Raw genomic sequence first — 24,750 nt, forward strand, 5'->3', positions numbered from 1 at the left:
ATTAAAAATTAAACAAAACACTCCCCCAGGTGAATCCGCTTCCGAATGCTGAAAGAAGTACAAGATCTCCTCTTTTTATTTTTCCCTGCTCGATCGCTTCACTTAAAGCAATGGGAATAGAAGCAGCGGTTGTATTTCCGTATTTCTGAATATTATTAAAGATTTTTTCGTTGGGTAGTCCGAATTTTTCCTGTACAAACTGAGCAATTCTCAGGTTCGCCTGATGTGGAATAAACATGTCAAGATCTTCAACTGTTTTTCCTGCTTTGTTCAATGCTTCCATCATCGTTTCCGGAAATCTTGTTACGGCATGTTTGAATACAAAGTTTCCGTTCATAATAGGATATACTTCTTTATTCGTTACATTTTCAGGATCTTTTCTCATTCTGTCACTCCATCCGAATTTTGAGCCCGGAAACTGAGTACAAAGATCATCTGCATATTTTCCTTCGGAATGCATATTCATCGCTAAAATATCTCCTGAATTTTCATCTTCTGATGCAGAAAGAACAATTGCTCCTGCTCCATCCCCAAAAATAACAGATACTCCCCTTCCTTCGTCAGAAAAATCCAATCCGAAAGAGTGAACTTCAGCACCTACTACAAGAATATTTTTATAAGTACCTGATTTGATAAATGCATTAGCCACACTCATAGAATATACAAATCCTGAACACTGATTTCTTACATCCAATGCTCCGATGGTATCACATCCCAGCATGTCCTGAAGCAATACGCCACATCCTGGAAAATAATAATCCGGTGAAAGTGTGGCAAAAACAATATAATCGATATCTTTTGAGGTAAGACCAGCATTCAGGATCGCTTTTTCTGCGGCTTTAAAGCCTAGATAAGCACTGGTTTCCTGAGCGTCGTACCTGTTTTTTCTATGTCTTCTTTCCTTGATCCCTGTTCTTTCCGTTATCCATTCATCATTAGTATTCATTAGTTTTGCTAAATCATCATTTGTAACAACGTTATCTGGAACATAAAATCCCACCCCTTTTATGGTACTTTTAATCATATAGTTTTTTAATTTTGGCAAAGATAAAACTTATTTAACACATAGTTTTTCAAAATATTAGTATTTTTACTTTATGCCAATTGATACGATATACAGAACCTCCCAGTGCGAATGGGTAGATGTAGAGGCTCCTACTTTAGAAGACCTGAAATTTCTTCATGAAAGATATGAAATCAATAATCTTCTTCTGGAAGATACGATGGATCCTAATCACCTTCCGAAATATGAAGAAGACGGGAATGTAAAATTCTTTTTACTCCGTGAAAGCACAGAGCTGGAAAGAAAAAATCTCAATACCATCAGTGATATCAGCACCAAAATCGGAATTTTTCTGGTGGAAAATACCATCATCACCATCCATAGGATGAAGACCAGAAGCATCACCGAGACTAAGAAAAAAGTTTCTTCGATTCAGCAAGATGTTAGTCCTCAGCAAATCACACTGATGATTGCTATATTGATTATGAAAAGTTTTGATGATGAATCTTTAAGTCTGTTTGAAACAATGGATAATATTGAAAATGAGATTTTCCTTAAAAACACCAATCATACCAGCCAGATCCGCCGTCTTTACAAGCTGAAACGAAAATCCGGATTAAACTCCCGTGTACTGGTAATTTCTACAGATGCTATTGATAAATTTAAATTACTGAATTTACAGGACTCTGAGATTGTCGATTTAAAAGATAAACATAAAGATGTGGTTGCCGATTTTGATCATTTAAATATTCAGATTACCAACCTTATTTCCATGTTCCTGGCACTTTCGGACCAAAAGGCCAATCAGGTGATGAAAGTTCTGGCTATTTATTCGGTGTATTTCTTACCCATCACCTTTATTGCCGGGGTTTATGGGATGAATTTTGATAATATGCCTGAGCTTCATCATAAGTATGGCTATTTTATCACATTGGGAGCTATGGCAACCGTTGTGATCAGTACATTTATTTATGTGAGACGAAGACAGTGGTAATTTAATATAAGGTTGTAAAATCTTTTATTCAACAGAATACCATCAGTTGATTACTTTTTGTCTTTCATCTGAAAACCACCAAAACAAAATACCATGAACCCTGAAAACCTCAACAAAATTCTTGAAGATTCATCTCTTTCACAGACATCCAAAGATAAATTGCTTGCCTTACACGAGCTCATTTCTGCGAAAGAATTCTCTGATCTGCTGGATCAGTCCGGGAATCAGTATGTAGAATTTGTACAGGAAGGCGGTGGTGTCTGGGGAAGCGCGCTGGTAGGCTATCTTTATGGGCTGGAAATATTTGGCATCCGTTTTCTGAAAGTGGCCGGAACGAGTGCAGGAGCGATCAACACCATGCTGATCGCGGCTTGTAAGACCAAAGAAGAAGCTAAAAGTGAGCTAATCAAGGATATTCTTTTCAGCTGGAATTTTGCAGATTTTATGGATGGGAAAACCTATGTAAAGACCACTCTCCATGCCATGCTGAACAACAAAGATTTCTTTAAGATTAATGCAATTATTGCGGTGATCCTCTTCATTATTCTTCTGAGTATTCCCTTTCTCGCTCCTCCCACAACAATACTCAATGCCAAGCTGATGTTTCTGATTCCCTTGATTCCGGCTGTCATTCTTTTTTTCTGTGTTAAAAAGCTGTACAATAATTTCAGGAAGGAAAACAGCGGACTGAATCCCGGAAATGTTTTTCAGAATACCATGCAAAATGCACTGGATCAGTTCGGGATAAAAACAGTTGCCCAGCTCAACAAAAAATTCATTCAGAAAGAGGGTGATCTCAATCTCAACTATCGTTATGGGAACGGGCAGGAATATTATCAGGTGGCTTTGCAGAGCATTGAAAAAATTAAAATCAAAAATCAGGTACATATTGATCAAACCCGATACAGAATTTTCTATGAAAGTGCCGCCAATAATGATTATTATAAAAACAATCCTTTCTACCTTCTGAAATCTGAATATGTAGTTATTACCACTGATATCAATGCGAAAATTAAAGTAGAACTTCCTACAATGGCCAATCTTTACTGGTCTGAAGAGGAATTAAAACACATCAGCCCGGCTGAATTTGTAAGAGCCTCTATGGCGGTTCCTTTTTTCTTTGAGCCTTTTCAGAAGCCCATCGATAAAGACGATGATTCTGTAAAATATGCATGGAGATACTGGATGAATACGAAGCCCGAAGACATCTATCCTGCAGGAATTTTCATTGACGGCGGCAGTATTTCCAACTTCCCTATTGACCTGTTTCATGCCGATGAAGTTTTTTATCCAAGAATGCCTCTTTTCGGAGTTCAACTGACAAGTGATTCTGCTATTCTTTCTGAAAAAGGCAAAACCAGTGAAGAAATTATGAAAACACCCTTCAGCTATGCCGGAAATATCATCAGTACCCTGAAAGGTTTTAATGATAAAACATTCCTAACCAAACATACTTTCTATCGTTCATACAGCATACAAAGTGTAAATTGTGGTACCAGCAGCTGGCTGAATTTCTTTATGAAAAAAGAAGAAAAAGAAGAACTTTTTAACCGAGGGTTTCAGGCTGCCCTTGAATTTCTCAATACATTTGATTGGGAAAAGTACAAATATGAAAGAATGATGCTTACCATGAAGGAGAAAAAAATACTGAAGGAAGAGGATACGCCTACGGTGGGATAAGGTTTTTTAAATTTAAATAATGAATAAGTGAACTGGATTATCAGAAGTACAAAAAAGGTAAAATTCCATACAAATCTTCATGAGGTTTTGAAACCTATATGGAATGATCTTGCCATTTATAAGTGGATTTTGACGGATTTAGATTTTATATCTGATCAGACTCTTTCCATTAATTTTGATGAAGAATATTTTGTGTTGGATCATCCGGAATTTGAACAGCTCTATCAAAGCAATACTCAGATCATTTGGGGGATCATTTCAGCCGTTCCAAATACTATTGAACCCGATACTTCAGCCTTTTCTATCTTATCTGTTGAAGATACAAATGTTTGGGAACCGGATCATTTTTTAATTCAGGAAAGTATCTTAGAAATTGTTGCGTTTGACAGTGGGTATACAATTGTAAAATGTAAGGATCAAAATCTTTCAGATAAGTTTAAAGAGTATTTTCAGGAACAGGCAATAGATCTGCAGAAGTTCAACGAGAAATATAGAACTGGAACATGAAAAAATTGATCTCAGAAAAGTTTCACATTATTATTTTGACAGCTACTGTAATTTTTATCATATTTTGTTTAATTAGTGCCCATTTAGGAATAAACAATATACTCAAAAGCCCAAAATACACCATTGGAGAAGCTATATCAGACTGGCATCACAAAAACAGTAATGGCGTAGGAGTAGATTATAAATATCATGTGAATGGTATTACCTATTCTAAAACGGCTAATGTCTCTTATCAGAAAGGAGATAGGTTCCTGATTATTTTTGATTCTATAAATCCTGATAATTCGGCACTACTTGACATCTACTCTATTGAGAATTATCTCATAGATTTAAAAATTCCCGCAAAGGGTTGGAAATATCAGGATGTTCCCTTTAATATTGATAGTAACACCATAAAGAAATATATTCAGGACTGGAATGTGGAACCTTTTGAATACATACAAAAGTAAGTTGAACTCATTTTAATTCAAGTCCAACTTTACTTTTTATTCTGTTATAAATTATCCAGAAACTCCAGATACATCGGAACGCTTCTGTTGATCCATTCATCGGAAGAATCTCTTTCAATCCCGTAATAGACGAAAGGTTCCTTATAATCGGCTTTTATATAATCAAAAGTCAGTTCATAAGGTCGGAAAAGTTCCTTCATCGTGTATTTGTATTCTCCGGATGTGGAGTATCCTTCTTCATCTATTCCTGCGGTTACAGCCAGTGACATTTTCTTTCCGGCCAATTTGAAACCGCTGTTGCTTCCGTACGCCCAGCCATACAAAACCACCTCATCCAGCCATTGCTTTAAAAGTGGTGGACTGCTGAACCAGTAAAAAGGAAACTGAAATACAATGTTGTCATAAGATTCCATCAGCTTTTGCTCTTCCGCCACATTGATTTTTCCATCAGGGTAAGCTTGATAAAGTTGATGAACCGTATATTTTTCGGGGTATTTTTTTAACTCGTCGATCCATCTTTTATTGATTACAGATTTTTCAATATCAGGATGCGTTACAATCACTAATGTTTTCATTATGCTTAAATTTCTATTACAAAATTACAACACGTTACTTACATTTCGTACATTAGCAACCTATTGTATGGTACTATAAAAAATGTAAGTAATGACTAAAATAAAGGAAACTTCAACCAATTTTGCCAATAAAAAAGCACTTGCTGATGAATGTCCGGAAATCTATGCTTCCAACATTATCGGAGGGCAATGGGCATTGGCCATCTGTTGCTATCTGATCAACGGGAAAATGAGATTCGGGGAACTAAGAAAGAAGCTTCAGACCATTACCGAACGTATGCTTACGCTGCAGCTCCGCAGACTGGAAGAAGACAAAATTATTACCAGAACTGTATATGCAGAAGTTCCTCCAAGAGTAGAATATGAACTTACAGAAATCGGCTATAAATTGAAGCCCGTCATTCTTGAGTTTGAAAAATGGGGTAATGAACATAAACAGATTATGGAAAAGAAATAAAAAGGGTTTGGTTAAAAGATTTTCGCAAAGATCTTACATTAGCGAAGGCAGGCCCCTAAAATGATCTGATCAGTTCAATAGAAATAGACTTTCTTTTTCTATTCTTAATTTCGGAAGCTGGATTCCTGCGGAATGACACAGTGTATGCATAATGGCAACCAATTCTATATGTCATTCCATAGAAATCCAGGCTTATTAATTGAAAGAATAGTTGTATTCTACTTCCCCTCAGCCTCCTTCCACAAAGGCTTTTGAGCCAATACTTTTGCGTGAATCGGACAACTTTTATGATGAGCACCTTGCAGATATCCGGTGCTCATAAGAAATTCGTTTACAATTTCCCCGCCAGTGAATTTGAATGTTTTTTTGAAAAGCTTCATCCATTTCTGCAAAGTCATGGGATGATGATGCTCCAGCCATTTTTCAAAAGAACCAAATTCCTTTTGTAATACAATGATTGTTTTAGCATTTTCGATGGCAGCATTCACTTTTAGTTTATTCCTGATAATTCCCGGATCGCCCAGTAATCTCTCACGGTCTTCTTCTGTATAACCGGCAATTTTCTGAATATCAAATTGGTCATAAGCTTTTCTGAAACTGTCTTCTTTTTTCAGAACCGTTTCCCAGCTCAGCCCTGCCTGATTGATTTCAAGAATGAGTCTTCCAAACAATTCATTATCATCGTGAATAGGAAACCCATAATAATTGTCATGGTAATTTTTATGCAGTTCTTTTCTGCTTTCGGGCTGCATTCCATCTATTGCTAAACAATAACTCATTACAATATATTTTCTGTTGTTACGTAAGATTTTTCGATTTGTAAAGATAAACCGGAAATGTGACAACTGTCCGTCAGTAGTGATTTTTAATTTTTACATTTTAACAGAACAAAATAGTTTTTAGTTAAAAGTTTGCTGAACCCTATTGAAATAAAGTGTAGTTTTGTAATCATGCACAATTCAGGAGTCCATATGAAAACTTATAAAGCGATCATTACGATGCTTATTTTGGTGTTTTCACTATCTCCCTGTTCTGTAAAAAGAAATGTTCTTGATATTTTTGACATTCAGTTTATCAGCGGACTGAATAAGGTAAAAACAACCTCATCAATTTCCTATAGCTGTGATCTGGCATCTGCTTCTTCCGGAATTTCGGTTTCAAAAAACAAAACTCAGAGCCAATACAAAGATTCTTTTTCTTATTTTTTTTCAACAACCGGCAATTCTGCTGAAAAAAGGATTTCTTTCAATAACTACTCGGGGTATTCTACAGGAAACAGCCCTCCGAAATATATTCTATTCAAAAGACTGAAGCTTAATCTGGGTTAAAAATTTTTAAGCCTAATTAAAAAATCAGTTTTTACAATACAATATTAATTTCAATGAAACATATTACAAACAGCCAGTCTTCGGACCTGGCCGGATTATATACTTTATCCCTCCGCATGGTTATCGGATGGACTTACTTTTCAGCATTCTGGCGCAGATTAATCCTTGAAAACAAGCTTATTCCTGATGAAAAGGGATACATTGGGGAAAAATTCAATCATTTCTTACCCAATGCCCTGGGAATAAAACCAGTTATTGAATACCTGGTGACTCATCCCGATGCTTTGCAACGCTCCATGATGATTTTTACCATTATCGAAGCCATTGTTGGATTGTTCATTATCCTGGGATTATTGACCCGCTTAATGAGTATCGGAATTTTCAGTCTTGCGCTCGGAATTTTACTGGGTTCCGGCTGGCTGGGAACAACCTGCCTTGATGAATGGCAAATAGGTGTTTTAGGTGTTGCAGGCGGCTTTGTTTTGTTTCTGACAGGAAGCGGAGCTTATTCTCTGGACAATTATTTCATAAAGAATAACAAAAAATTCACTCAGAAAAGATGGTTTCAATGGTTGGGATCAGGGAGTTTTCCTATTTCAAATCCGAAGGTTTTTGTATTGGGAGCTTCACTCATTATATTTGGATTAACCCTTTTTACCAATCAATATTTTCACGGTGGTGTATGGGGAACACTGCATAATAAATCGGTAAAGCCTAAGCTGGAAATTTCAAACATCTCTCATAATCATTCAAAGTTAAGCTTTGAAGTCTACAGAACAGAAGGTGCTGACGTGTATGGGTCTTTCCTCATCGGTATTCATATTCTCGACAAAAAGGGAAAGATTTTAAAGGAATTTGATCATAAAGAACTCTCCGGAATTTCTAAAGAAAATATTCAAAATCATTATGTCGCCAAAGTGAAACCGGGAAAACACAGTCTGGTAATTCCATTGGGAGCCAAAGCAGATGTGACACTGAATATTGATGATATTTTCCAAAAAAATGATATCCACAGTCTGAAACTGATTGATGTAAGTGGTATTGAGTGGATAGAGAGGGTTGAATAAGGTTTGGGATGCGGGATACGGGGTTTGGGATTCGAGGATTGGAGTTTATTATTTTAACGTTTTATATTTGGACTAAAGCCGTTGGACTATGTATTTCTTATGAATTGGGCTTCCTTCTTGAACTAACGCTCGTAACCTTTCTGGTTATGCTCTGGATTATAGCCCTTTCTTGTTGATTTTTTTTCTACGATTAGAATTCTGTTACAATTAAAATCTGCAGAATCAGCAAAATCTGCGAGATGCTTTATACGCATCAGTCAAACCATAGATATTCATTTACACAAAAAAGCGGACTAAAGTCCGCTTTAATTCATATTTGATATTACTTTTCTGAGACAAAGACATGATAGCTGCAAGAGCTGTCCGGATCAAGCTTAAGTACTTTTATATCCAATAAAACATCCAGTCCCATAGTGTCGCAAACGCCCTGTATGAAAGGTTTTATGACTGGCCACTTCAGCAGACCTGCAATTTGCAGGCTATGAGTGATTTTATGGTAACGGTCTACTCCTTTAATAAGCAATTCGCATTTGTAGTCATTTAATTCTTTAAATTCAAAATTGTATTCGGGACTGGATGTAAAAACTGCTCCTATCAATATTTTGGCAACCGCTGGAATTCCGGGCTGCAGATTAGGTTTTGTTTCAAGATTCCTCAGAGCCATTCTTGATCCGAGGTCGTACATAAAAGTACTGGAAAGCTGTTCAATAGCTTCTGGTCCGTAAAGTTTTCCGATCTGTTTAAGCATACCACCATAAAAAGCTCCCGTAATATCAGACAGACGCTGGGTAAGCTCTGTAAAAGTTCCGGGAAAGAAATCTGCAATAAGCTGAGCCTGATTCATTTCAGGGAGATAGATATCGTTTTTTCTGAAATCTGATAATGCCAGGTAAGTTTCCGGCAGTTGAATTTGATTCATATGTAATACGTTATTAGTGTTTTGAAATCATGGTTTAGTGTAATAATGAAATAGAATACTTCATACAGTTTTCAGATGTTGAAAAATTGTCTTTATGAAATATAAAATAATATAAAGTGTAATTCGATCAGTTAATTTTATTACCCTAGATTCAGATAAAAGACCGACATAATATTCCGAAAAACCCTTTTTTGAAAAAGATTTTAAGAGATGAGGGATTGTATTCATATTTTTTTCATTTGGTACTGTAAAGCTAGAAAAAACAAATAAACTCTCCAATAAGTGATATTATTTTTTGTTTAATAAAATGAAAACTAAAAGTTATTGACTTTTACTATTTTACAGAAGACACAGCATAAAAAAAACCTTCGAAATTCTCGAAGGTTTTTTATTTAAAATTTAGTGCATGGCTTCACTCAAATCTATTTTTTCTTTGCTCTTTCTTTCCTTTACAAGTAAGATAAACGGAATACATATCAGGAATATGATTCCAAGGTAAAGAAAGACGTCCATATAAGATAAAACAGTTGCCTGCTTCGTTACGGATAGATCTAGCATTTTATACGCTGCATTCATTGCGGCATCAGGTGTCATTCCTTTGGCTACAAAATTCGCTTTAAGAGCGGCTAGTCTTTGCTGTACATCAAAACTGTTTTCGTCCAGATGGGAAATTAAGTTATTCCTGTATTTCTGGCCTGCATTGGCAATAAAGGTTGTGATCGCTGCAATCCCGAAAGATCCTCCCAGCTGTCTCATCATCCCTGTAAAAGCGGCTCCCTGGCCAATCTCCTGCCCTTTCAATGTACTTAATGACAAAGAGGTGATTGGAATAAACAACAACCCTAAACCTGCTCCTCTTACGATCAGCATCCAGAAGAAAGCTTCTTTACTGGTATCCGGTGTCAGAATTTTGTATCCCCAGAAACTGTAAACAAAGAAGATAAAGAGTCCTAATGAAACCAGAATCTGCTGTTTTGCTCCTTTTGCCAATAATCTACCAATGATAGGCATCATGAAAGCCGTCGTTAACGCCGCCGGAATCATCAATGCTCCTGACTGAAGTGCCGTCCAACCCAAAATACTCTGAGTATAAAGAGGAACGATGAATGTAGAACCATACAATCCGAATCCAAGCACGAATGACATCATGGTTCCGATTCTTAGATTGCTGTTTTTAAGTACTCTGAGCTCAACGATCGGATATTTAAAGGTAAGTTCCCTCCAAAGGAATAAAATAAATCCCAAAACAGCAGCTACGGTAAACGCTACAATCATTCCGCTGGCAAACCAGTCTTCTTCATGACCTCTTTCCAGAATGAATTGTAATGATCCCACTGTTACTGCCAGTAATGCAATTCCAAGCCAGTCAACATCCGAGACTTTACGTTTTTCTGCATATTTCGGACTTCTTACAAACTGCAGCGTCATCAATGTTGCTGCAATTCCAATCGGAATATTAATATAGAAAATATAGGGCCAGCTGAAATTATCAACGATATACCCTCCAAGTGGCGGACCCAATGTAGGACCGATGATTACTCCCAGACCATAAATCGCCTGAGCCATACTTCTTTTTTCAATCGGATAAGATTCCGTAATGATCGTTTGTGAAGTTACCAGTAAGGCTCCCCCACCGATTCCCTGCATCAATCTGAAAAACACGAGTTCCCAGATATTCGTCGCATTTCCACATAAAAATGAAAATATGGTAAATATAATGATGGATGCCGCAAAGTAATTTCTACGTCCAAACTGTTGGGAAAGCCAGCTCGTCATTGGTACTATAATTACGTTACCAATGGCATAAGCCGTAATTACCCAACCCACTTCAGAAAGTGTAGATCCAAGATTCCCCTTCATTTCATTCAAGGCAACATTAACAATCGTGGAGTCTACAATTTCAAGAAGGGCACAAAGGATAGCCGTAATCGTAATGATTACTCTACGCGCTCCATATTCTACTAATGAATCTTGCATAAGTTTTTTTCGATGTAAAAAATCAATTGTGAATTTTGCTTCGCAAGTGAATGATGAATTGAAAACAGTCTATTTTAAATAGGAGAACAAAACACATTCACTCTTAACAACGAAGTTCATTGATTTTTAACAATTTTAAATATTATTTCAAAGCAACTTCAGCTTTTACGTTCATTCCTGTTCTCAGTCTTTTGGCAATATCTTTATCAAGATTTACAAAATCGATTTTTACAGGAAGTCTCTGAACTACTTTTACGAAGTTACCACTCGCATTATCCGGAGGAAGAATAGAGAAAGTAGCTCCTGTAGCCGGAGAGAAAGAGCTTACTACTCCTTCAAATTCTTTATCAGGGAAAGCATCAATCTCAATTTTCACTTTCTGCCCTTCTACCATTTTATCTACCTGTGTTTCCTTAAAGTTAGCCACCACCCATTTCTGGTCATTTTTAACCAAAGCAAACAACTGTGCACCAGCCTGCAGATACTGACCTGCCTGTGTAGGTACTTTTCCTACATACCCATCTTCAGGGGCAAGGATTACGGTATATGATAAGTTTAATTTTGCATTTTCTACATCTACTTCTCTTTGTTTAGCCACAGATCCTGCCACACTGATTTGTTGTGAACTTGCTGCTGTTTGAGAAGATGCAATGTGAGTCTGCTGAGCAATTTGGTTTCTCTGGTCCACCAAAACCTGTAACTGTCTGTCTGCAGATTGTTTCGCTGCCAAAGCCTGCTCATATTGTTGTTCTGTAATAGAGTGGTCTTTTACAAGATTAGCATATCTCTTCAAATCCTGAGAAGTTTTCCAAACATTTACTTTTGCTGCTTCTATCTGCGCATTAGCCGTAACTACTGCTGCTTCTGAAGAACCGATATTTTTTGAAGTCGCTGTGGTAGTAGCTTCTGCATTGGAGATATTGCTTTTAGCAGTAGATAATGCTGCCTGAGCCTGATCAAGAGCCATTTTCTGATCTCTGTTATCCAAAATCACCAAAGTATCACCTTTCTTTACAAACTGGTTGTCTTTTACTTTTACCTGAGCTACATATCCTGAGATTTTAGAAATTACCGGTGCCATATTGGAAGCAATCTGAGCATCGTCTGTCTCTTCATGATACTGTCCATAAGTAAAGGCTCTGTAACCGTAGATTCCTCCTCCGATTACTACTGCTGCTAAAATGATAGGAAAAACTAAACTTTTTTTCTTTTTAGGTTCAGCTGCCTGTGTATTATTATTTTCCATTTTGGTTTCGATCTGATTATTTAATTGTTAAAGTTCCTGTTGTCTGTAATAGTTTTCTGTATGCCAGTGCAGCATCTGCCTTAGCATTGATCACTCCAACGTTGGCAGCAATCTGTGCCGCGTCTGCATCCAGTAATTCAGTCATGGTTGCAAGGCCGTTGTCGTATTTATTTTTTGTTATTCTGTAATTTTCATTAGCCTGCTCAGCAGATTTTTCAAAAACAGCAATTCTCTTTTTTGAATAATCTGTGTTCTGGTATTCTCTGTTGACATCAAGCTTAATATTATCATTCAGTAATTCATCGGTTGCAGCAAGCTGTTTTTCTCTCGCCTGCGACTGTCTCAATGAAGAATTTTCTTTCCACAGGTTGGACAAGTTGTAAGAAACTCCAATCCCTACATTAACCGCATTGTATACGGTAAGAAACTTAGGAATATCTGCCGCTACATAACCTCCTGTAAAAGCGATGGAAGGAAGGTTTTCTGCTTTTGCTGCTTTTGATCCCAGTTCTGCTGCTTTTCTCTGCTGTGCTAAAGCTTGTAAATCTTTACGGTTTTCTCTGGCTTCAGTAACATAAAAATCAACAGGTTTTACGTCTGATCCTTCTTCAATATAATTTTCATCTACTGCAAGTTCCGTAGTTTCAGGAAGGCCTAATAAAAGGTCCATATTGATGTTGGCAATATTGTAGTTATTCTTAGCTTCCAATAACTGAAGTTCAATATTTGAAGTCTGAAGATTTGCCTTTAATCTATCGTTTCTCGCAATCAAACCGTTGTTTTCCATCTTAAGGAAGGTTTCATCTCTTTTTTGAGAAGCGGCAAGATTTTCTTCAAAAACCTTGATAGACTGGTTCGCTTTAAACAGATTGTTATAAGCCTGGGCAACGTTGTAAGCAATGGCAATTTTATCATTCTCAGTGCTTAGTTTAGAAGCTTCTACCAGATATTTAGCAGACTGAATTCCGTATTTGATTCTTCCACCGCTGTAGATCGGAACACTAAGATTAGCTGAACCGTAAAGTACCTGATGTATTTCAGGTCCGCCAGCTCCACCGGCAAGACCAGGAAGTTTGATATCAACATTCGGTTTTATCGGAAGGTACATATAGCTACCTGACACTTTTAATTCCGGTAGTTGTCTGTTTTTAGCTTCCAAAAGGTCAGCTGTAGCCTCTTCGATCTTGGCTGCATCGATCTTGAGATTCTTGCTGTTCTGGATTCCCAGCTGCACGGCCTCGTCAAGAGAAAGTGTTTTTTTCTCCTGAGCATTTACATTTGCTATTCCTACGAATAGTGATAATGCAATCACTGAGTTATTTATTCTCTTCATAACCTAAAAGGTCTTTTAGTAAATATTTAATATGTTTATTAAGTTCTGTGTAGTATTTTTCATCAAAAGCTTCTTCATCTTCTGTTTCATTCAGGAACTCTTTATACATTTCTTTCGCGTTGAATGCATAAAACAAGGTTCCGCTTACGGTAGAATGCAGGAGATAAATGGGTGGATTTTTGGTGAAAATTCCATTTTTAAGGCCGCTTTCCAATATTTGTGAATACATGGAAAGAAATCCCATTTTGGTTTGCTTCAAAAATTCTACAATCTGAGGATTTTTGGTATGCAGCTGTTCTCTCTGCATAATCCTGTAGAAACATTTTTGAGTCCGGATCTTGTGAGAAAACTGATCGATTACTCTTTCAATCTTCTGCCACTCATTGATGTCTGTTCTTCCCAAAAGATCTTTTGAAAAAAACTGACCTTCATTCATTCTGTATTCCACTAATTTCTCATAAAGTTTTTCCTTAGAGCCAAAATAATATGAGATCATAGAGATGTTTACATTAGCCGCCTTTGCAATTTCCCGGGTAGAGGTTCCTTCGAAACCCTTTTCTGCAAAGAGCTTCTCGGCAGCGAATAATATATTTTCTTCTTTTGAAATCATGCTAGTGTTCTTTTTTCAGGGCGCAAATGTACACAAGTTTCGCTTCAAATCAAACGATTGATTGATTTTTTAATATAGATTTAATTTATTGCAATGAAAAGACATTTTCTATAATAGATGCTAAAACCGAAGGAAAGGAGCTTTTTAATGAAAAATACTTCAGGGAAAGTTGATATTCATTTAATAATTGAGAAAAATTTCAAAGGAAAAATTTTAGTTTTCAACCCCTTTTATATTGAAGTATGCATAATAAAAAAGGGAAAGTAAGAACAAAATGACAATCCTTTTATGGTAAAAAACATAAACTCCGGCTTTACCCGGAGTTCTATTATTTATTTTTATGAATATATCTGGATAGTTTTATTCCAAGATCCGTCCAGACAATTTTGGGATTTCCGTTTCGGGTCAGGTGAAGATCGGCGGTATTAATTTCTTCTAAAATACTCTCAATATTAGCTCCACTGATAAATTTTGAAAAACCGGCCCAATTGAAACCGTTCGCATTGATTTTTTTATACACCAGATTCTCAGACTGGTAATTCTGAAGCAATGCCAGTCTGAAAATTTCAGAACAATAATTCAGGAAGTTCTTCTGCTTCTCCCTGTTCCATCCTGCAATTTCTCTTGCCCAGACAATAATACTTCTGAGATATTCCGGTTTCTTTTTTACCATAAATGCATCTCTCACCCATTGTACAAAAAGCTTTTCAAATTCGTTGCTTTTATCTCCTGAATTCAGCAGTTTTATAGCATCATTAAGATCTCCCTGAGCTTCATGAACAATCTCTCTCACTTTTTCTTCAGAAACGGAGAAATTCTTTTTAAGATGATTTTCGATATCCTCATCATTAATTCTCGGAATTTCTACAATCTGTGTTCTGGAAAGAATAGTAGGAAGAATATCGTTGGTACTTTCGGCCGTAAGAAGAATGACAGTTTTTGCCGGCGGTTCCTCCAAAAATTTCAAAAACTTATTGGAAGCGGCAACATTCATTTTATCTGCTCTCCAGACGATAAGAATTTTGGTTCCTCCTTCATAACTTTTTAAAGAAAACTTCTGGTTCTGGTCATCCACTTCATCTGCAGAAATAAATAGCTGTTTATTCTCTGATTCCAAAAATGCAGTCCAGTCATCATAGCTTGCATAAGGGGAAGCCAGGATCATTTCTCTGAACTCATCAAATTTATTTTTACTTAATGAGTTTTTGTTATCCGTAAAAACCGGAAAACTGAAATGCAGATCCAGATGATTGAGATGATCTACCTTCGCAGCAGCATGCTCATTTTCCTGACTGAAAATTTCCCGTGCATAGGCCAATACCATAGGCAGTGTTCCGTATCCCTCCTTTCCTACAAAAAGTTGGGCATGGCTCACTCTGTTTTCGGCAATGCTTTCTCTAAGAAGTTTTTTCAGATTCGTCTGTCCGGCGATGTTCTCCCAATTCATGTTTCAAAGATAAAAAATCTTATTTCATTTCATAAAATTAAGTCTGCTTAAAATGGATAAAAATATAGATCATCCATTTTGAGTTTCCTTACATCTGTAAAAATACAGGACATAATACAACCATTAAGAAGGATTGAAGAAATAAAGTATAGTTAAGATGAATTATTCTGTTTTTAGCTTAAAGCGAAGCTCCTTACTACTCTTAACACCTACATACAATCTTAATGGTTCAAAAGAAATACATTCTATTATAGGTAATATCAATAATTGAATTAGAATAAAAAATAAATTAAATTTTACACAATTTAATTTCAAACAATACATTTGTAGTGTGAAATTATTCGTAAATTCATTACCATTTCACACCAAATATTAAAATCATAAACCAATGGATACCAACCTGGAACAAAAAATTAAAGGGATATTTCAGCAGCAGAAGGCCTTTTTCAAAACCAATCAGACTAAAGATATTGAATTCAGAAAAGCACAATTAAGAAAATTCCGTGATGTTTTTCTTCAGCATACCGATGCGCTTTGTGAAGCTTTGGATACAGATTTGGGAAAAAGCAGAAAAGAAGCAGAATATGTGGAGATTCAAATAGTGATCAGCGAGCTTGATTATTTGCTGGAAAACATTGATGAATGGGCAAAACCTACTTCTGTACCTTCAAAACCACATCCTTCAGGCGCGGAAGTGGAAAGTAAAATAACCTACCAGCCTTATGGAGTTACTTATATTATCGGACCTTTCAACTATCCTGTTCAATTGACATTCAGTCCGCTTATCGGAGCTTTGATCTCCGGAAATACGGCGATCATAAAACCTTCTGAGAATACACCACATGTTGCACAGGTTCTTGAAGATATTGTCAAAGAATCATTTGATGAATCTTATGTAGCCGTTATTCAGGGTGCTATTGAAGAAAACACCTTATTATTAAGTCTTCCTTTTGATTATATTTTCTTTACTGGAAGCCCCAATGTTGGTAAAATTGTCATGAAAGCCGCTGCAGAACAATTAATTCCGGTTACGCTGGAACTTGGAGGAAAATCTCCTACGATTGTTCATAAGGATGCAGATCTGGATAAAGCGGTAGCCAGAATATCTTACGGAAAATGGATTAATTGCGGACAAACCTGCGTGGCTCCAGACTATATTTATATCCATGAATCTGTAAAAGATGCTTTTATAGAAAAATTCAAAGCTCATTTACATACAGCTTATGAAGGTAGTTCTTTGGGGAAAATCGGGAAGATTGTAAGCCAGAACCAAATTAAACATTTGGCAGGTTACCTGGAAGCAGCTCCGGAAAAAGTAATCTACGGAGGACATTATGATCTTGAAACCCGTCACTTTGAAGCTACTATAATGGATAATGTGAACTGGGATGATCAGGTGATGCAGCAGGAGATTTTCGGCCCTATTCTTCCTGTTATGACCTATAATGATATTGAAGAAGCTCTGGAAGAAATCAATAACCGTCCTAAACCTTTAGCATTATATGTTTTCACGGAAGATCAGGAATTTGCAGAATATGTTTTAAACCATACCACAAGCGGAGATGCTGAGATCAATAGTGCTATTATCCATGTCGGATCGCATTACTTACCTTTTGGAGGGGTGGGAACTTCGGGAATGGGAAAATATCACGGAAAATTCAGTTTTGAGTGTTTCAGCCACAGCCGTTCTGTTCTTCAGGTAAAATAAAAGGATTAATACATAATCATATACACCAGGACTGTTCATCATAGAACAGTCTTTTTTGCAGCACAGAATAGATATTTGTATTACAGAAAATTGGCATTTTTCTTGTAAAGAAAAGCCCTTAACAAACTTTAACCACATATAATTTTTACAATTCATTAATATTTAAGATATTTGCGCATTGTTTTAAAAATAAAGAATGAAAAAAATCTTTGTAGTATCATTCATATCAGTTGGATATTTTCTGAATGCACAGAGTCTAAGCAACTCTCCTTATGCAACTTATGGAATTGGAGATGTGAAATATGATAATACGATCGAAACTGCTTCTATGGGTGGTATATCTACTGCTTTTATTAGTGATTTTACCAGCAGTTTCAATTTTGCCAACCCGGCAAACAACGCCAATTTCGAACTTACGAGTATCAGACTGGAAGCTACCAACGAAAACAATTATTTCAAATCGAACTATAACGATATGAAATCTACAAAGCATTCTACGTATCTTTCCAATATTTCGATTGCCTTTCCATTATCTTCAAAAGTGAAAATGGGAATCTCTTATCAACCCTACAGTTCTAAAAGTTATGACATCGTAACGGAGCAGTTTGCCAGTGATAACACGACCCCACTTTATAAAAACAATTTCAAAGGAAGTGGAACTTTGAATACGGCACAGCTTGCTGTTTCTTATAAGATCAATCAGGAATTATCCGTAGGAGCAAAAGCAAACCTTTATTTTGGAGATCTTAATGACCTTAATGAATTTCGTGCTTACAACAGTAACCTTGGGACTTACGTAGGGGAATATGTTAATGGTTATGAGACGAAAAACAGAGTCAGAAACTTTAATTTTACGCTTGGTACAAGCTACCAGACTTTAAATACACGTACTGATAAGAAGTTCACTGTAGGTGCTACTGCTACTTTTGGTAATACAAGTAATATGACGACTCAGTACACCAACAGTACGTACAGATATTCTGATGCTCAGGAGACGACTAAAGTTAGCGGATCCGAAACAATCATCGAACAAAAAGAAACAAAATCCAAAAACCTTCTTCCATTACAGGCATCTGTAGGGGTTGGATACGGAAGTGAGAACCATTGGTTTGTATCAGGACAGGTAGATTATAAAAAGGGAGAAGATATCTCTTATTTTGGTAAAAGCTTTAGTTTCCAGGATACCTATAGAATTTCTGCCGGTGGATGGTACCTTCCTAACTATAACAACTTCAGAAGCTACTTCTCAAGAGTAATCTATAGATATGGAGCGTTCTATGAAAGAGGAAATCTAAACCTAGAAGGAAACAGTATTAACAAATTCGGTATTTCTGCCGGAGTTATGCTTCCGTTCAAAAACAGTAGTATCACCAGAATGAGTGGTCTTGAAATCGGGTTAGAAGTGGGTAAAAGAGGAACTCTTCAAAACAACCTGATCAATCAGAATTTCGTCAACCTGAGAATCGGCTTCAATTTTGCTGATAAGTGGTTCAGAAAGACTCTTTATAACTAAAATGAACTTTTCAAAAAAAATATCATATAAAAATATAGCATGCCTTTTTAGTTGTGCTATATTTTTTATATTGACATCCTGTGAGGAAGATCTTACCAAAAGAAACGGTAGTCAAAGCAAAAATTTCCCTTCACAGATTATCAACAATGCTAATATTATCCAGCGTGATTCGGGCTTTGTCACTTTAAAAGCCAAAGCACCCATCATTGAAAAATACGAACTGATAGACAGCCCATATGTAGTAGCCAGAAAAGGAATTGACATTGAGTTTTTTGATAAAAAGAAACCGAAGGTTCCGGGAAGAATTACAGCTAAATATGCCCGTATTTTTGAATACAAAAAATTCTACGAAGCCAAAGGGGATGTAAGAATAAAAACCAATGAAGGCCAGAGATTTGCTATGCAGAGTATTTATTGGGATCAGCGAAAAAACAGAATCTATACCAAAGATACGGTGTATGTAACCATGGAGGATGGTTCTACACTGGTAGGAGCCAATGGAATGACTGCCAAGGATGATTTTTCTGAATACACCTTCTATAACAACTCAGGAGATTTCAGTTCAAAAAGAATTTCTGAAAATAAAAAATAATTCAAAAATAATGAAAGCGCTGGCTATTGGATTGATGTCCGGGACAAGCCTGGATGGTCTGGATATCTGTCTTGCTGAATTTGAAAAGCAGGACACGTGGACTTTTAAAATCCTGAAAGCCGAGACACTCTCCTATTCTGAGGATTGGGAAACCCAACTCAGAAACTCCATTCATCTTTCTTCCGAAGACTTGCTGGAACTGCATTCAGCGTATGGTTTTTATCTTGGTCAGCAGGTTAAAGCATTTATTCATCAGCATCAGCTTGAAAACATCGACCTGATTGCTTCTCACGGCCATACGGTTTTTCATCAGCCTAAGAGAAAATTCACCCTGCAGATCGGTGACGGCAGAGCCATAAAGCTGGAAACCGGATTACCTGTTATCTATGATTTCAGAAGTCAGGACGTGTTGATGAAAGGAAACGGAGCTCCTCTGGTTCCTATAGGTGATGAATTACTTTTCTCCGGATACAGCGCCTGCCTGAACCTGGGTGGATTTTCCAATATTTCTTTACGTGCTGAAGGAAAAAGAATTGCCTTTGATATCGCTCCGGTAAATATTGTTCTGAATCATCTAGCCCAACAGCTTCATAAAAATTTTGATGAAAACGGAGCATTGGCAGCAAAAGGAAAAACAGATGAAACTTTACTCCATCAACTTAACGCTTTGGATTTCTATCAAATTTCCCATCCAAAATCATTGGGAATAGAATGGTGTCATCAGCATATATTTCCCCTTCTTGAAAATATTGAAACATCCGATGCACTGGCCACGTTTACAGAACATGCTGCCCAGCAGATTGCCAATGTCATTAATGAGTATTGTATAAAAGACATCCTAATCACCGGAGGAGGTGCTTACAACACCTTTTTAATTGAAAAAATAAGAGCGAAAACACAAGCCGAAGTGATCATCCCCGAAAAAGAAATCATCGATTATAAGGAAGCCCTGATTTTTGCCTTTATGGGCGTTTTAAAGATAAATAACGAGATCAATGTGCTGTCTTCTGCAACTGGAAGTACAGCAGATCATTGTTCGGGAGTGATTGCTTAGAAAAACACTTTCCTGTAAAATAAAAAAACCTTCAAAACTGAAGGTTTTTATTATTTATAAGCTTCGATTTTATCGGTAAGCGTATTGATAAAGTTCTGTAAAGGCTTTTCTACCATCATTTTGATGAATGGATTGAATTTCCCTTCAAATAACATCTGAACTTCAGTCTGGTTTTCACCGATTGGGTTCAATGTAGCTGTTAATGAGAAGTCCAAACTTGAACTTGCAGATCTTAAAACAGCTTTCTGATCATCTACTTCATCAATTTTTAAAGCGATTTCAGGCATTCCCTGTAATCCAAATTTAAATCCGTTATCTCTTGTTTCAAATTTCTGAAGACCATCCGGCATAAAATCTTTATAATTTTCAGGAGATTTCAGCAACTCGGTAAGTTCTTTAGATGATTTATTGACAATAATCTTTCGTCCTTCTAAATTCATTTTTTATTTTTGTATTTAAATTCTTAACTATTACAAATGTATAAAGTTTTTGTCAACGAAAAAAAATTATTACTATCTAAGCATCCTGAAGAACTTGAAAAAAAGCTTGGATACGAAAATTATACAACTTTAGAGATCGCATTGGATCTTCTGGAGAATACCTCTGTACAGGAACTGAATGTATATGGAGAGAATTTGGAAGAAATCTGGCAGGAATTTCAAAAGCTATTCAGAATTATAGAGGCTGCAGGAGGTCTCGTTAATAATCCCGAGGGTAAAATTCTTTTCATCAGAAGACTGGGTAAATGGGATCTTCCCAAAGGTAAAATGGAAAAAGGAGAATCCAGGGAAGAGTCTGCAGTACGGGAAATAGAGGAAGAAACTGGCCTGAGCGATGTTGAACTTTTACAATTCATCAATACCACTTATCATATCTACATTGAAAGAAATGGTGAGAAGATCTTGAAATGCACGCATTGGTTTGAAATGAACTTTGACGGGGAAGACACCTCCAAACCGCAAATAGAAGAAGGTATCACTGAAGTTGCCTGGAAAACGACATCTGAAATTGAAAATGAAGTGTTCCCGAGTACTTTTAAAAATATCAAACTGATCGTAAAAGAATTCTGGGACCTGAAGAAATAACTAATAAGCCTGGAAGTTGGAAGAGTGAAGCTGGAAGTTACGATCCGGCAGCCCTCGTTTCCGATGATCATTGTAACAATGATAATTTATATAAAAAAGAGAATACCCGTTGCTTGTCTTCAAGAACTTCCCTCTCCCAACTTCCAGCTTCCTTACTTTAAATAAAGTCGATCACTTTCTCCAGGGCAATTCCTCTGGATCCTTTTAACAATATGTTTTCAGAATGAATTGGATTCTGTTGTAAATATTCTATTAATGCTGCTGTATTTTCAAAAGCAAAATCTGAAGCATTCACAGCTTTAAAATGTTTACCAACTGTAATAATCTCGTCGAAATGAAGGTCCTGAGCCAGTTTTAAGATGTTCTGATGCTCTTTCTCACTCTCATCCCCCAGTTCCAGCATATCACCGATAATAATGGTTTTGCTGCCTTCAAAACTGATGAAATTATTCAAAGAAGCGCTCATAGAACTTGGATTGGCATTATACGTATCCAGAACCAAAGTTCTCCCCTCTTTTTTCACCACCTGAGATCTCATATTCGTTGGCGTGTAAAGTTCCAACGCATGTTTTATTTTTTCAAAGCTGATTCCGAAATGAAGTCCTAAACTGGCAGCTGCACAAAGATTGGTAAAATTGTACTCTCCTGTCAGTTTTGAAACGGCTTTTACCCCCTGATACGTCAATCCTACAAAATGTTCTGCAGAAAAAGATTCAAAATTATAGTCTGATGTCTCTTTTCCAAAAGTAATTTTAGGTGAATAGTTTTCAATTTTTTCAGCCTGGATAGGATCGTTTTCATTCACAACAATCGTTCTGTTGTTATTTTTAAGATAATCATAAAGCTCAGATTTTCCTTTGATTACTCCTTCAAAACCTCCGAATCCTTCCAGATGAGCTTTTCCAAAATTGGTAATATAACCGAAATCAGGTTGTGAAATGGTACACAGAAATTCAATTTCTTTCTGATGGTTAGCTCCCATTTCAATCACGGCCATTTCATGTTCCGGTTTAATGGAAAGAATGGTCAATGGAACTCCGATATGATTGTTCAGATTTCCGTATGTGTACTGAACATTAAATTTTTCAGAAAGAACAGCGTGAATCAATTCTTTGGTGGTGGTCTTTCCATTACTTCCTGTAAGCCCTATAAAAGGAATAGCCAGCTTGCTTCTATGATAGATGGCCAGTTGTTGTAAAAACTCAAGGGTGGATGGAACATAGAAAATATTTTTATCTCTGTTTTCAAATTCCGGAAGTTCAACAATCACTGCCAGAGCTCCGTCATCAATGGCTTTTTCTGCCAGCGTTGCTGCATTGAAATTCTCACCGGAAAAAGCAAAGAAAATATCATTCTCTGCTATTTTTCTGCTGTCGATGGTTACTTTTGCCGCCTGCAGAAATAAAGGATAAAACTGTTCTATATTCATGTGGAAATATATATATATCTTTTTTTAAAATCGCATGCAATCGCTCAATCTATACGAATGTTTTTAGACTTTTTAGCCAACGCGATTTCATGGTTCAAAAATAAAAAAACCTTCCGAAAGTCCGGAAGGTTTTTTGTAAGTATTTTTTGATAAATATTATCTTCTAGTTCTACTCTTATCGCTGGCTTTAGCATCCTGTGCAACACGGAATCCTACCCAACCATAAGCTCTGTTTTGATTTTTATATCTTCTTTGTCCCGGATCCAGCCAATATGCTGTGTCCTGCCAAGAACCACCTTTTACCACTCTAACCTCGTTAGAAATTCCGGAAGTTCTTTCTTTAGTATCTTTTTGTAGTTTCACTCTACCGCTTCCATCGACAACAAAGCTTGTTTTAGGAGCGTTGTACATATCGAATCCTGAAGCAGAATCAGAAGCTCTGTAATATTCTAAAGAAGACTGTCTGTCACCATCTCTGTAGTTTCTGTAGTCAGCGATAGTTTGTCTTTCGAATTGTCCAGGAAGTCCTCTGTAAACTAATCTTCCATCCGCTAACGTATCATACTTGATAGTACCTTCGTCGATCATTTTATAAGTTCCGTCACCGTTTCTTACGATCGCCTGAGGCATGTTTCCTCTGTAGTAGTTGAAGTCGTTGTAATCTTCATCGATGATAGGTCTGTAAACGTCAGCCGTCCATTCAGAAACGTTTCCGTACATACCGTAGATTCCTAAATCGTTAGATGGATATTGTCTTACGTCAGAAGTCTGAGCTGATCCGTCGTTTTTCCAACCTGCAATACCGGAATAATCACCTCTACCCATTTTGAAGTTTTCAAGGAACATTCCTCTGTCTCTTCCTTTGGTACCTCTTAATCTTTCAATTTGAGGTTTTTTACCCAGATATTGGTTATATTCTCTGTTTTTAGCCATACCTAGAGCTGCATATTCCCATTCTACTTCGGTAGGAAGTCTGAACTTCTGTACCATTGCAGAATTCGGAGCTCTGTTAGCTGCAAGCAATCTCTGGTTTGTAGTTTTCATACCAGTTTTCTGCTGCATTCTTTTCTCGTTGATATATCCCTGCATTTCAGGATCATTCGATTTGAATTTATCCATGTTGAAAGCAGTTCCTCCCTGGTTGTTGGATTCGTTGATATACAAATCTTTGGCAATAATACCAGCCTGCATCAAAGCTTTTTCGTTCGCTCTGTCAGACAGCCATTCACAGTATCTGTTTGCCTGAGTCCAGGAAACTCCTACTACCGGATAGTAATCAAATTCCGGAGAACGCAGATAAGTTTCGTTATAATCGTTTCTTGCTAATTTGTTGTCCCATAATAAGGTATCCGGTAAAGCACCGTTATAGATCTCCTTAAAACTCGGGTCACTTGGTGGGAATACATACTTCAACCATGTAAGGTATTCGCGGTATTCGTAGTTAGTAATTTCAGTTTCTCCGATAAAGAATGAACTTACCTGCATTCTGCGCGGTGTGTTATTCCAATCGTGCATAACATCATCTTTCACTAATCCCATTGTAAAAGTTCCACCTTCTACATATACCATCCCAGGCCAACCCTTCTGCTTCTGTTGCTTTCCTGCAAAAAACCAACCCTGTTTTTCGTTTGGTTTCCAACCTGTTTTGCTGACAAATTTTTTGGTACCGCCACCTTTGCTGGTTCCTGATCCGCCACAGCTGGTTAATGCAAGTGTAGAACTTAATGCTATTAATGAAAACAACTTTAGTTTTTTCATAGTCGATATAAATATTTTC

The 24,750-nt window shown here is 36.8% G+C and carries 24 protein-coding genes; 12 read left to right on the forward strand and 12 right to left on the reverse strand.

Going from position 1 to position 24,750, the window contains the following annotated elements; translation table 11 throughout:
- Position 1: 1 nt before the first annotated feature.
- Positions 2 to 1,024 (reverse strand): 3-oxoacyl-ACP synthase III family protein, encoded by a 1,023-nt coding sequence (locus RAH34_RS00345; RefSeq protein ID WP_306594784.1) that lies wholly within the window; start codon positions 1,022 to 1,024, stop codon positions 2 to 4.
- Positions 1,025 to 1,097: 73 nt separating this feature from the next.
- On the opposite strand from RAH34_RS00345, the gene RAH34_RS00350 reads away from it, so the two are divergent.
- The 4 genes from RAH34_RS00350 to RAH34_RS00365 all read left to right on the forward strand — a co-directional run bounded on the left by RAH34_RS00350 (position 1,098) and on the right by RAH34_RS00365 (position 4,633).
- Positions 1,098 to 1,997: a CorA family divalent cation transporter gene (locus RAH34_RS00350; RefSeq protein WP_114819160.1), complete on the forward strand. Its 900-nt coding sequence runs from the start codon at positions 1,098 to 1,100 to the stop codon at positions 1,995 to 1,997.
- Between the two features lie 93 nt (positions 1,998 to 2,090).
- Positions 2,091 to 3,677 carry a patatin-like phospholipase family protein gene (locus tag RAH34_RS00355; protein ID WP_306594785.1) on the forward strand — a complete coding sequence of 529 codons (1,587 nt, stop codon included), beginning with the start codon at positions 2,091 to 2,093 and terminating at the stop codon, positions 3,675 to 3,677.
- Positions 3,678 to 3,704: 27 nt separating this feature from the next.
- The gene (locus tag RAH34_RS00360) at positions 3,705 to 4,184 is read left to right on the forward strand and encodes a hypothetical protein (RefSeq protein WP_306594786.1); all 480 of its coding nucleotides are present in this window, start codon (positions 3,705 to 3,707) and stop codon (positions 4,182 to 4,184) included.
- Positions 4,181 to 4,633 (forward strand): hypothetical protein, encoded by a 453-nt coding sequence (locus RAH34_RS00365; protein WP_306594787.1) that lies wholly within the window; start codon positions 4,181 to 4,183, stop codon positions 4,631 to 4,633. Before RAH34_RS00360 ends, RAH34_RS00365 begins: the two co-directional genes overlap by 4 nt.
- A 44-nt stretch (positions 4,634 to 4,677) precedes the next feature.
- Here the strand turns inward: RAH34_RS00365 and RAH34_RS00370 are convergent, their stop codons facing one another.
- Complete coding sequence (locus RAH34_RS00370; protein ID WP_114819156.1) at positions 4,678 to 5,208, reverse strand: NAD(P)H-dependent oxidoreductase; 531 nt, start codon at positions 5,206 to 5,208, stop codon at positions 4,678 to 4,680.
- A gap of 91 nt (positions 5,209 to 5,299) precedes the next feature.
- Here RAH34_RS00370 and RAH34_RS00375 point away from each other — a divergent pair, with 91 nt between their 5' ends.
- Positions 5,300 to 5,665 carry a helix-turn-helix domain-containing protein gene (locus RAH34_RS00375; RefSeq protein WP_306594788.1) on the forward strand — a complete coding sequence of 122 codons (366 nt, stop codon included), beginning with the start codon at positions 5,300 to 5,302 and terminating at the stop codon, positions 5,663 to 5,665.
- A gap of 218 nt (positions 5,666 to 5,883) precedes the next feature.
- Here RAH34_RS00375 and RAH34_RS00380 read toward each other — a convergent pair whose 3' ends face one another.
- Positions 5,884 to 6,444 carry a DNA-3-methyladenine glycosylase I gene (locus tag RAH34_RS00380; protein WP_306594789.1) on the reverse strand — a complete coding sequence of 187 codons (561 nt, stop codon included), beginning with the start codon at positions 6,442 to 6,444 and terminating at the stop codon, positions 5,884 to 5,886.
- 192 nt (positions 6,445 to 6,636) lie between these two features.
- Between RAH34_RS00380 and RAH34_RS00385 the strand changes: the two genes are divergently transcribed.
- The gene (locus RAH34_RS00385; RefSeq protein ID WP_162800844.1) at positions 6,637 to 6,993 is read left to right on the forward strand and encodes a hypothetical protein; all 357 of its coding nucleotides are present in this window, start codon (positions 6,637 to 6,639) and stop codon (positions 6,991 to 6,993) included.
- Positions 6,994 to 7,046: 53 nt separating this feature from the next.
- Positions 7,047 to 8,060, forward strand: coding sequence for a TQO small subunit DoxD (locus RAH34_RS00390; protein WP_114819152.1), 1,014 nt, complete (start codon positions 7,047 to 7,049; stop codon positions 8,058 to 8,060).
- Positions 8,061 to 8,382: 322 nt separating this feature from the next.
- On the opposite strand, the gene RAH34_RS00395 is transcribed toward RAH34_RS00390, so the two are convergent.
- From RAH34_RS00395 to RAH34_RS00420, 6 genes are all read right to left on the reverse strand, one after another.
- On the reverse strand, positions 8,383 to 8,979 hold the full coding sequence (locus tag RAH34_RS00395) for a hypothetical protein (protein WP_114819151.1): 597 nt from the start codon (positions 8,977 to 8,979) through the stop codon (positions 8,383 to 8,385).
- Positions 8,980 to 9,378: 399 nt separating this feature from the next.
- Positions 9,379 to 10,956, reverse strand: a complete 1,578-nt coding sequence (locus RAH34_RS00400; RefSeq protein ID WP_114819150.1) for a DHA2 family efflux MFS transporter permease subunit — start codon at positions 10,954 to 10,956, stop codon at positions 9,379 to 9,381.
- A 142-nt stretch (positions 10,957 to 11,098) separates the two neighbouring features.
- Positions 11,099 to 12,202, reverse strand: a complete 1,104-nt coding sequence (locus RAH34_RS00405) for an HlyD family secretion protein (protein WP_114819149.1) — start codon at positions 12,200 to 12,202, stop codon at positions 11,099 to 11,101.
- A 16-nt stretch (positions 12,203 to 12,218) separates the two neighbouring features.
- On the reverse strand, positions 12,219 to 13,535 hold the full coding sequence (locus RAH34_RS00410; RefSeq protein WP_114819148.1) for a TolC family protein: 1,317 nt from the start codon (positions 13,533 to 13,535) through the stop codon (positions 12,219 to 12,221).
- Positions 13,519 to 14,145, reverse strand: coding sequence for a TetR/AcrR family transcriptional regulator (locus RAH34_RS00415; protein ID WP_114819147.1), 627 nt, complete (start codon positions 14,143 to 14,145; stop codon positions 13,519 to 13,521). The genes RAH34_RS00410 and RAH34_RS00415 overlap by 17 nt, the downstream gene beginning before the upstream one ends.
- 328 nt (positions 14,146 to 14,473) lie before the next feature.
- Positions 14,474 to 15,592, reverse strand: coding sequence for a DNA polymerase III subunit delta' (locus tag RAH34_RS00420; protein WP_114819146.1), 1,119 nt, complete (start codon positions 15,590 to 15,592; stop codon positions 14,474 to 14,476).
- A gap of 388 nt (positions 15,593 to 15,980) precedes the next feature.
- On the opposite strand from RAH34_RS00420, the gene mdlD reads away from it, so the two are divergent.
- From mdlD to RAH34_RS00440, 4 genes are all read left to right on the forward strand, one after another.
- A complete protein-coding gene (gene mdlD / locus RAH34_RS00425; protein WP_306594790.1) occupies positions 15,981 to 17,300 on the forward strand; it encodes an NAD(P)-dependent benzaldehyde dehydrogenase MdlD in 1,320 nt (439 codons plus the stop codon).
- Between the two features lie 196 nt (positions 17,301 to 17,496).
- Entirely contained in the window at positions 17,497 to 18,813 is a 1,317-nt protein-coding gene (locus tag RAH34_RS00430) for a hypothetical protein (protein ID WP_114819144.1), read from the forward strand.
- Position 18,814: 1 nt separating this feature from the next.
- On the forward strand, positions 18,815 to 19,405 hold the full coding sequence (gene lptC / locus RAH34_RS00435; RefSeq protein ID WP_047421210.1) for an LPS export ABC transporter periplasmic protein LptC: 591 nt from the start codon (positions 18,815 to 18,817) through the stop codon (positions 19,403 to 19,405).
- Positions 19,406 to 19,415: 10 nt separating this feature from the next.
- A complete protein-coding gene (locus tag RAH34_RS00440; RefSeq protein WP_306594792.1) occupies positions 19,416 to 20,459 on the forward strand; it encodes an anhydro-N-acetylmuramic acid kinase in 1,044 nt (347 codons plus the stop codon).
- A gap of 50 nt (positions 20,460 to 20,509) precedes the next feature.
- Here RAH34_RS00440 and RAH34_RS00445 read toward each other — a convergent pair whose 3' ends face one another.
- Entirely contained in the window at positions 20,510 to 20,899 is a 390-nt protein-coding gene (locus RAH34_RS00445; protein WP_306594793.1) for an SRPBCC family protein, read from the reverse strand.
- Positions 20,900 to 20,935: 36 nt separating this feature from the next.
- Between RAH34_RS00445 and RAH34_RS00450 the strand changes: the two genes are divergently transcribed.
- On the forward strand, positions 20,936 to 21,544 hold the full coding sequence (locus RAH34_RS00450; protein WP_114819143.1) for an NUDIX hydrolase: 609 nt from the start codon (positions 20,936 to 20,938) through the stop codon (positions 21,542 to 21,544).
- A 157-nt stretch (positions 21,545 to 21,701) separates the two neighbouring features.
- On the opposite strand, the gene murF is transcribed toward RAH34_RS00450, so the two are convergent.
- Both murF and gldJ read right to left on the reverse strand, forming a co-directional pair.
- Positions 21,702 to 22,973: a UDP-N-acetylmuramoyl-tripeptide--D-alanyl-D-alanine ligase gene (gene murF, locus RAH34_RS00455; protein ID WP_306594794.1), complete on the reverse strand. Its 1,272-nt coding sequence runs from the start codon at positions 22,971 to 22,973 to the stop codon at positions 21,702 to 21,704.
- Positions 22,974 to 23,129: 156 nt separating this feature from the next.
- A complete protein-coding gene (gldJ, locus tag RAH34_RS00460) occupies positions 23,130 to 24,731 on the reverse strand; it encodes a gliding motility lipoprotein GldJ (RefSeq protein ID WP_114819141.1) in 1,602 nt (533 codons plus the stop codon).
- Positions 24,732 to 24,750: the final 19 nt, after the last annotated feature.

The organism is Chryseobacterium sp. WLY505 (genome assembly GCF_030846215.1).
GTDB lineage: Bacteria > Bacteroidota > Bacteroidia > Flavobacteriales > Weeksellaceae > Chryseobacterium.

Coding starts and splice junctions, on each gene's coding strand:
- RAH34_RS00430 (WP_114819144.1), top strand. CDS start 17,497: ATGAAAAAAATCTTTGTAGTATCATTCATATCAGTTGGATATTTTCTG.
- RAH34_RS00390 (WP_114819152.1), top strand. CDS start 7,047: ATGAAACATATTACAAACAGCCAGTCTTCGGACCTGGCCGGATTATAT.
- gldJ (WP_114819141.1), bottom strand. CDS start 24,731: ATGAAAAAACTAAAGTTGTTTTCATTAATAGCATTAAGTTCTACACTT.
- RAH34_RS00350 (WP_114819160.1), top strand. CDS start 1,098: ATGCCAATTGATACGATATACAGAACCTCCCAGTGCGAATGGGTAGAT.
- RAH34_RS00375 (WP_306594788.1), top strand. CDS start 5,300: ATGACTAAAATAAAGGAAACTTCAACCAATTTTGCCAATAAAAAAGCA.
- RAH34_RS00355 (WP_306594785.1), top strand. CDS start 2,091: ATGAACCCTGAAAACCTCAACAAAATTCTTGAAGATTCATCTCTTTCA.
- RAH34_RS00445 (WP_306594793.1), bottom strand. CDS start 20,899: ATGAATTTAGAAGGACGAAAGATTATTGTCAATAAATCATCTAAAGAA.
- RAH34_RS00440 (WP_306594792.1), top strand. CDS start 19,416: ATGAAAGCGCTGGCTATTGGATTGATGTCCGGGACAAGCCTGGATGGT.
- RAH34_RS00405 (WP_114819149.1), bottom strand. CDS start 12,202: ATGGAAAATAATAATACACAGGCAGCTGAACCTAAAAAGAAAAAAAGT.
- RAH34_RS00420 (WP_114819146.1), bottom strand. CDS start 15,592: ATGAATTGGGAGAACATCGCCGGACAGACGAATCTGAAAAAACTTCTT.
- RAH34_RS00385 (WP_162800844.1), top strand. CDS start 6,637: ATGAAAACTTATAAAGCGATCATTACGATGCTTATTTTGGTGTTTTCA.
- RAH34_RS00370 (WP_114819156.1), bottom strand. CDS start 5,208: ATGAAAACATTAGTGATTGTAACGCATCCTGATATTGAAAAATCTGTA.
- RAH34_RS00395 (WP_114819151.1), bottom strand. CDS start 8,979: ATGAATCAAATTCAACTGCCGGAAACTTACCTGGCATTATCAGATTTC.
- lptC (WP_047421210.1), top strand. CDS start 18,815: ATGAACTTTTCAAAAAAAATATCATATAAAAATATAGCATGCCTTTTT.
- RAH34_RS00410 (WP_114819148.1), bottom strand. CDS start 13,535: ATGAAGAGAATAAATAACTCAGTGATTGCATTATCACTATTCGTAGGA.
- RAH34_RS00380 (WP_306594789.1), bottom strand. CDS start 6,444: ATGAGTTATTGTTTAGCAATAGATGGAATGCAGCCCGAAAGCAGAAAA.
- RAH34_RS00400 (WP_114819150.1), bottom strand. CDS start 10,956: ATGCAAGATTCATTAGTAGAATATGGAGCGCGTAGAGTAATCATTACG.
- RAH34_RS00345 (WP_306594784.1), bottom strand. CDS start 1,024: ATGATTAAAAGTACCATAAAAGGGGTGGGATTTTATGTTCCAGATAAC.
- RAH34_RS00365 (WP_306594787.1), top strand. CDS start 4,181: ATGAAAAAATTGATCTCAGAAAAGTTTCACATTATTATTTTGACAGCT.
- murF (WP_306594794.1), bottom strand. CDS start 22,973: ATGAATATAGAACAGTTTTATCCTTTATTTCTGCAGGCGGCAAAAGTA.
- RAH34_RS00450 (WP_114819143.1), top strand. CDS start 20,936: ATGTATAAAGTTTTTGTCAACGAAAAAAAATTATTACTATCTAAGCAT.
- RAH34_RS00415 (WP_114819147.1), bottom strand. CDS start 14,145: ATGATTTCAAAAGAAGAAAATATATTATTCGCTGCCGAGAAGCTCTTT.
- mdlD (WP_306594790.1), top strand. CDS start 15,981: ATGGATACCAACCTGGAACAAAAAATTAAAGGGATATTTCAGCAGCAG.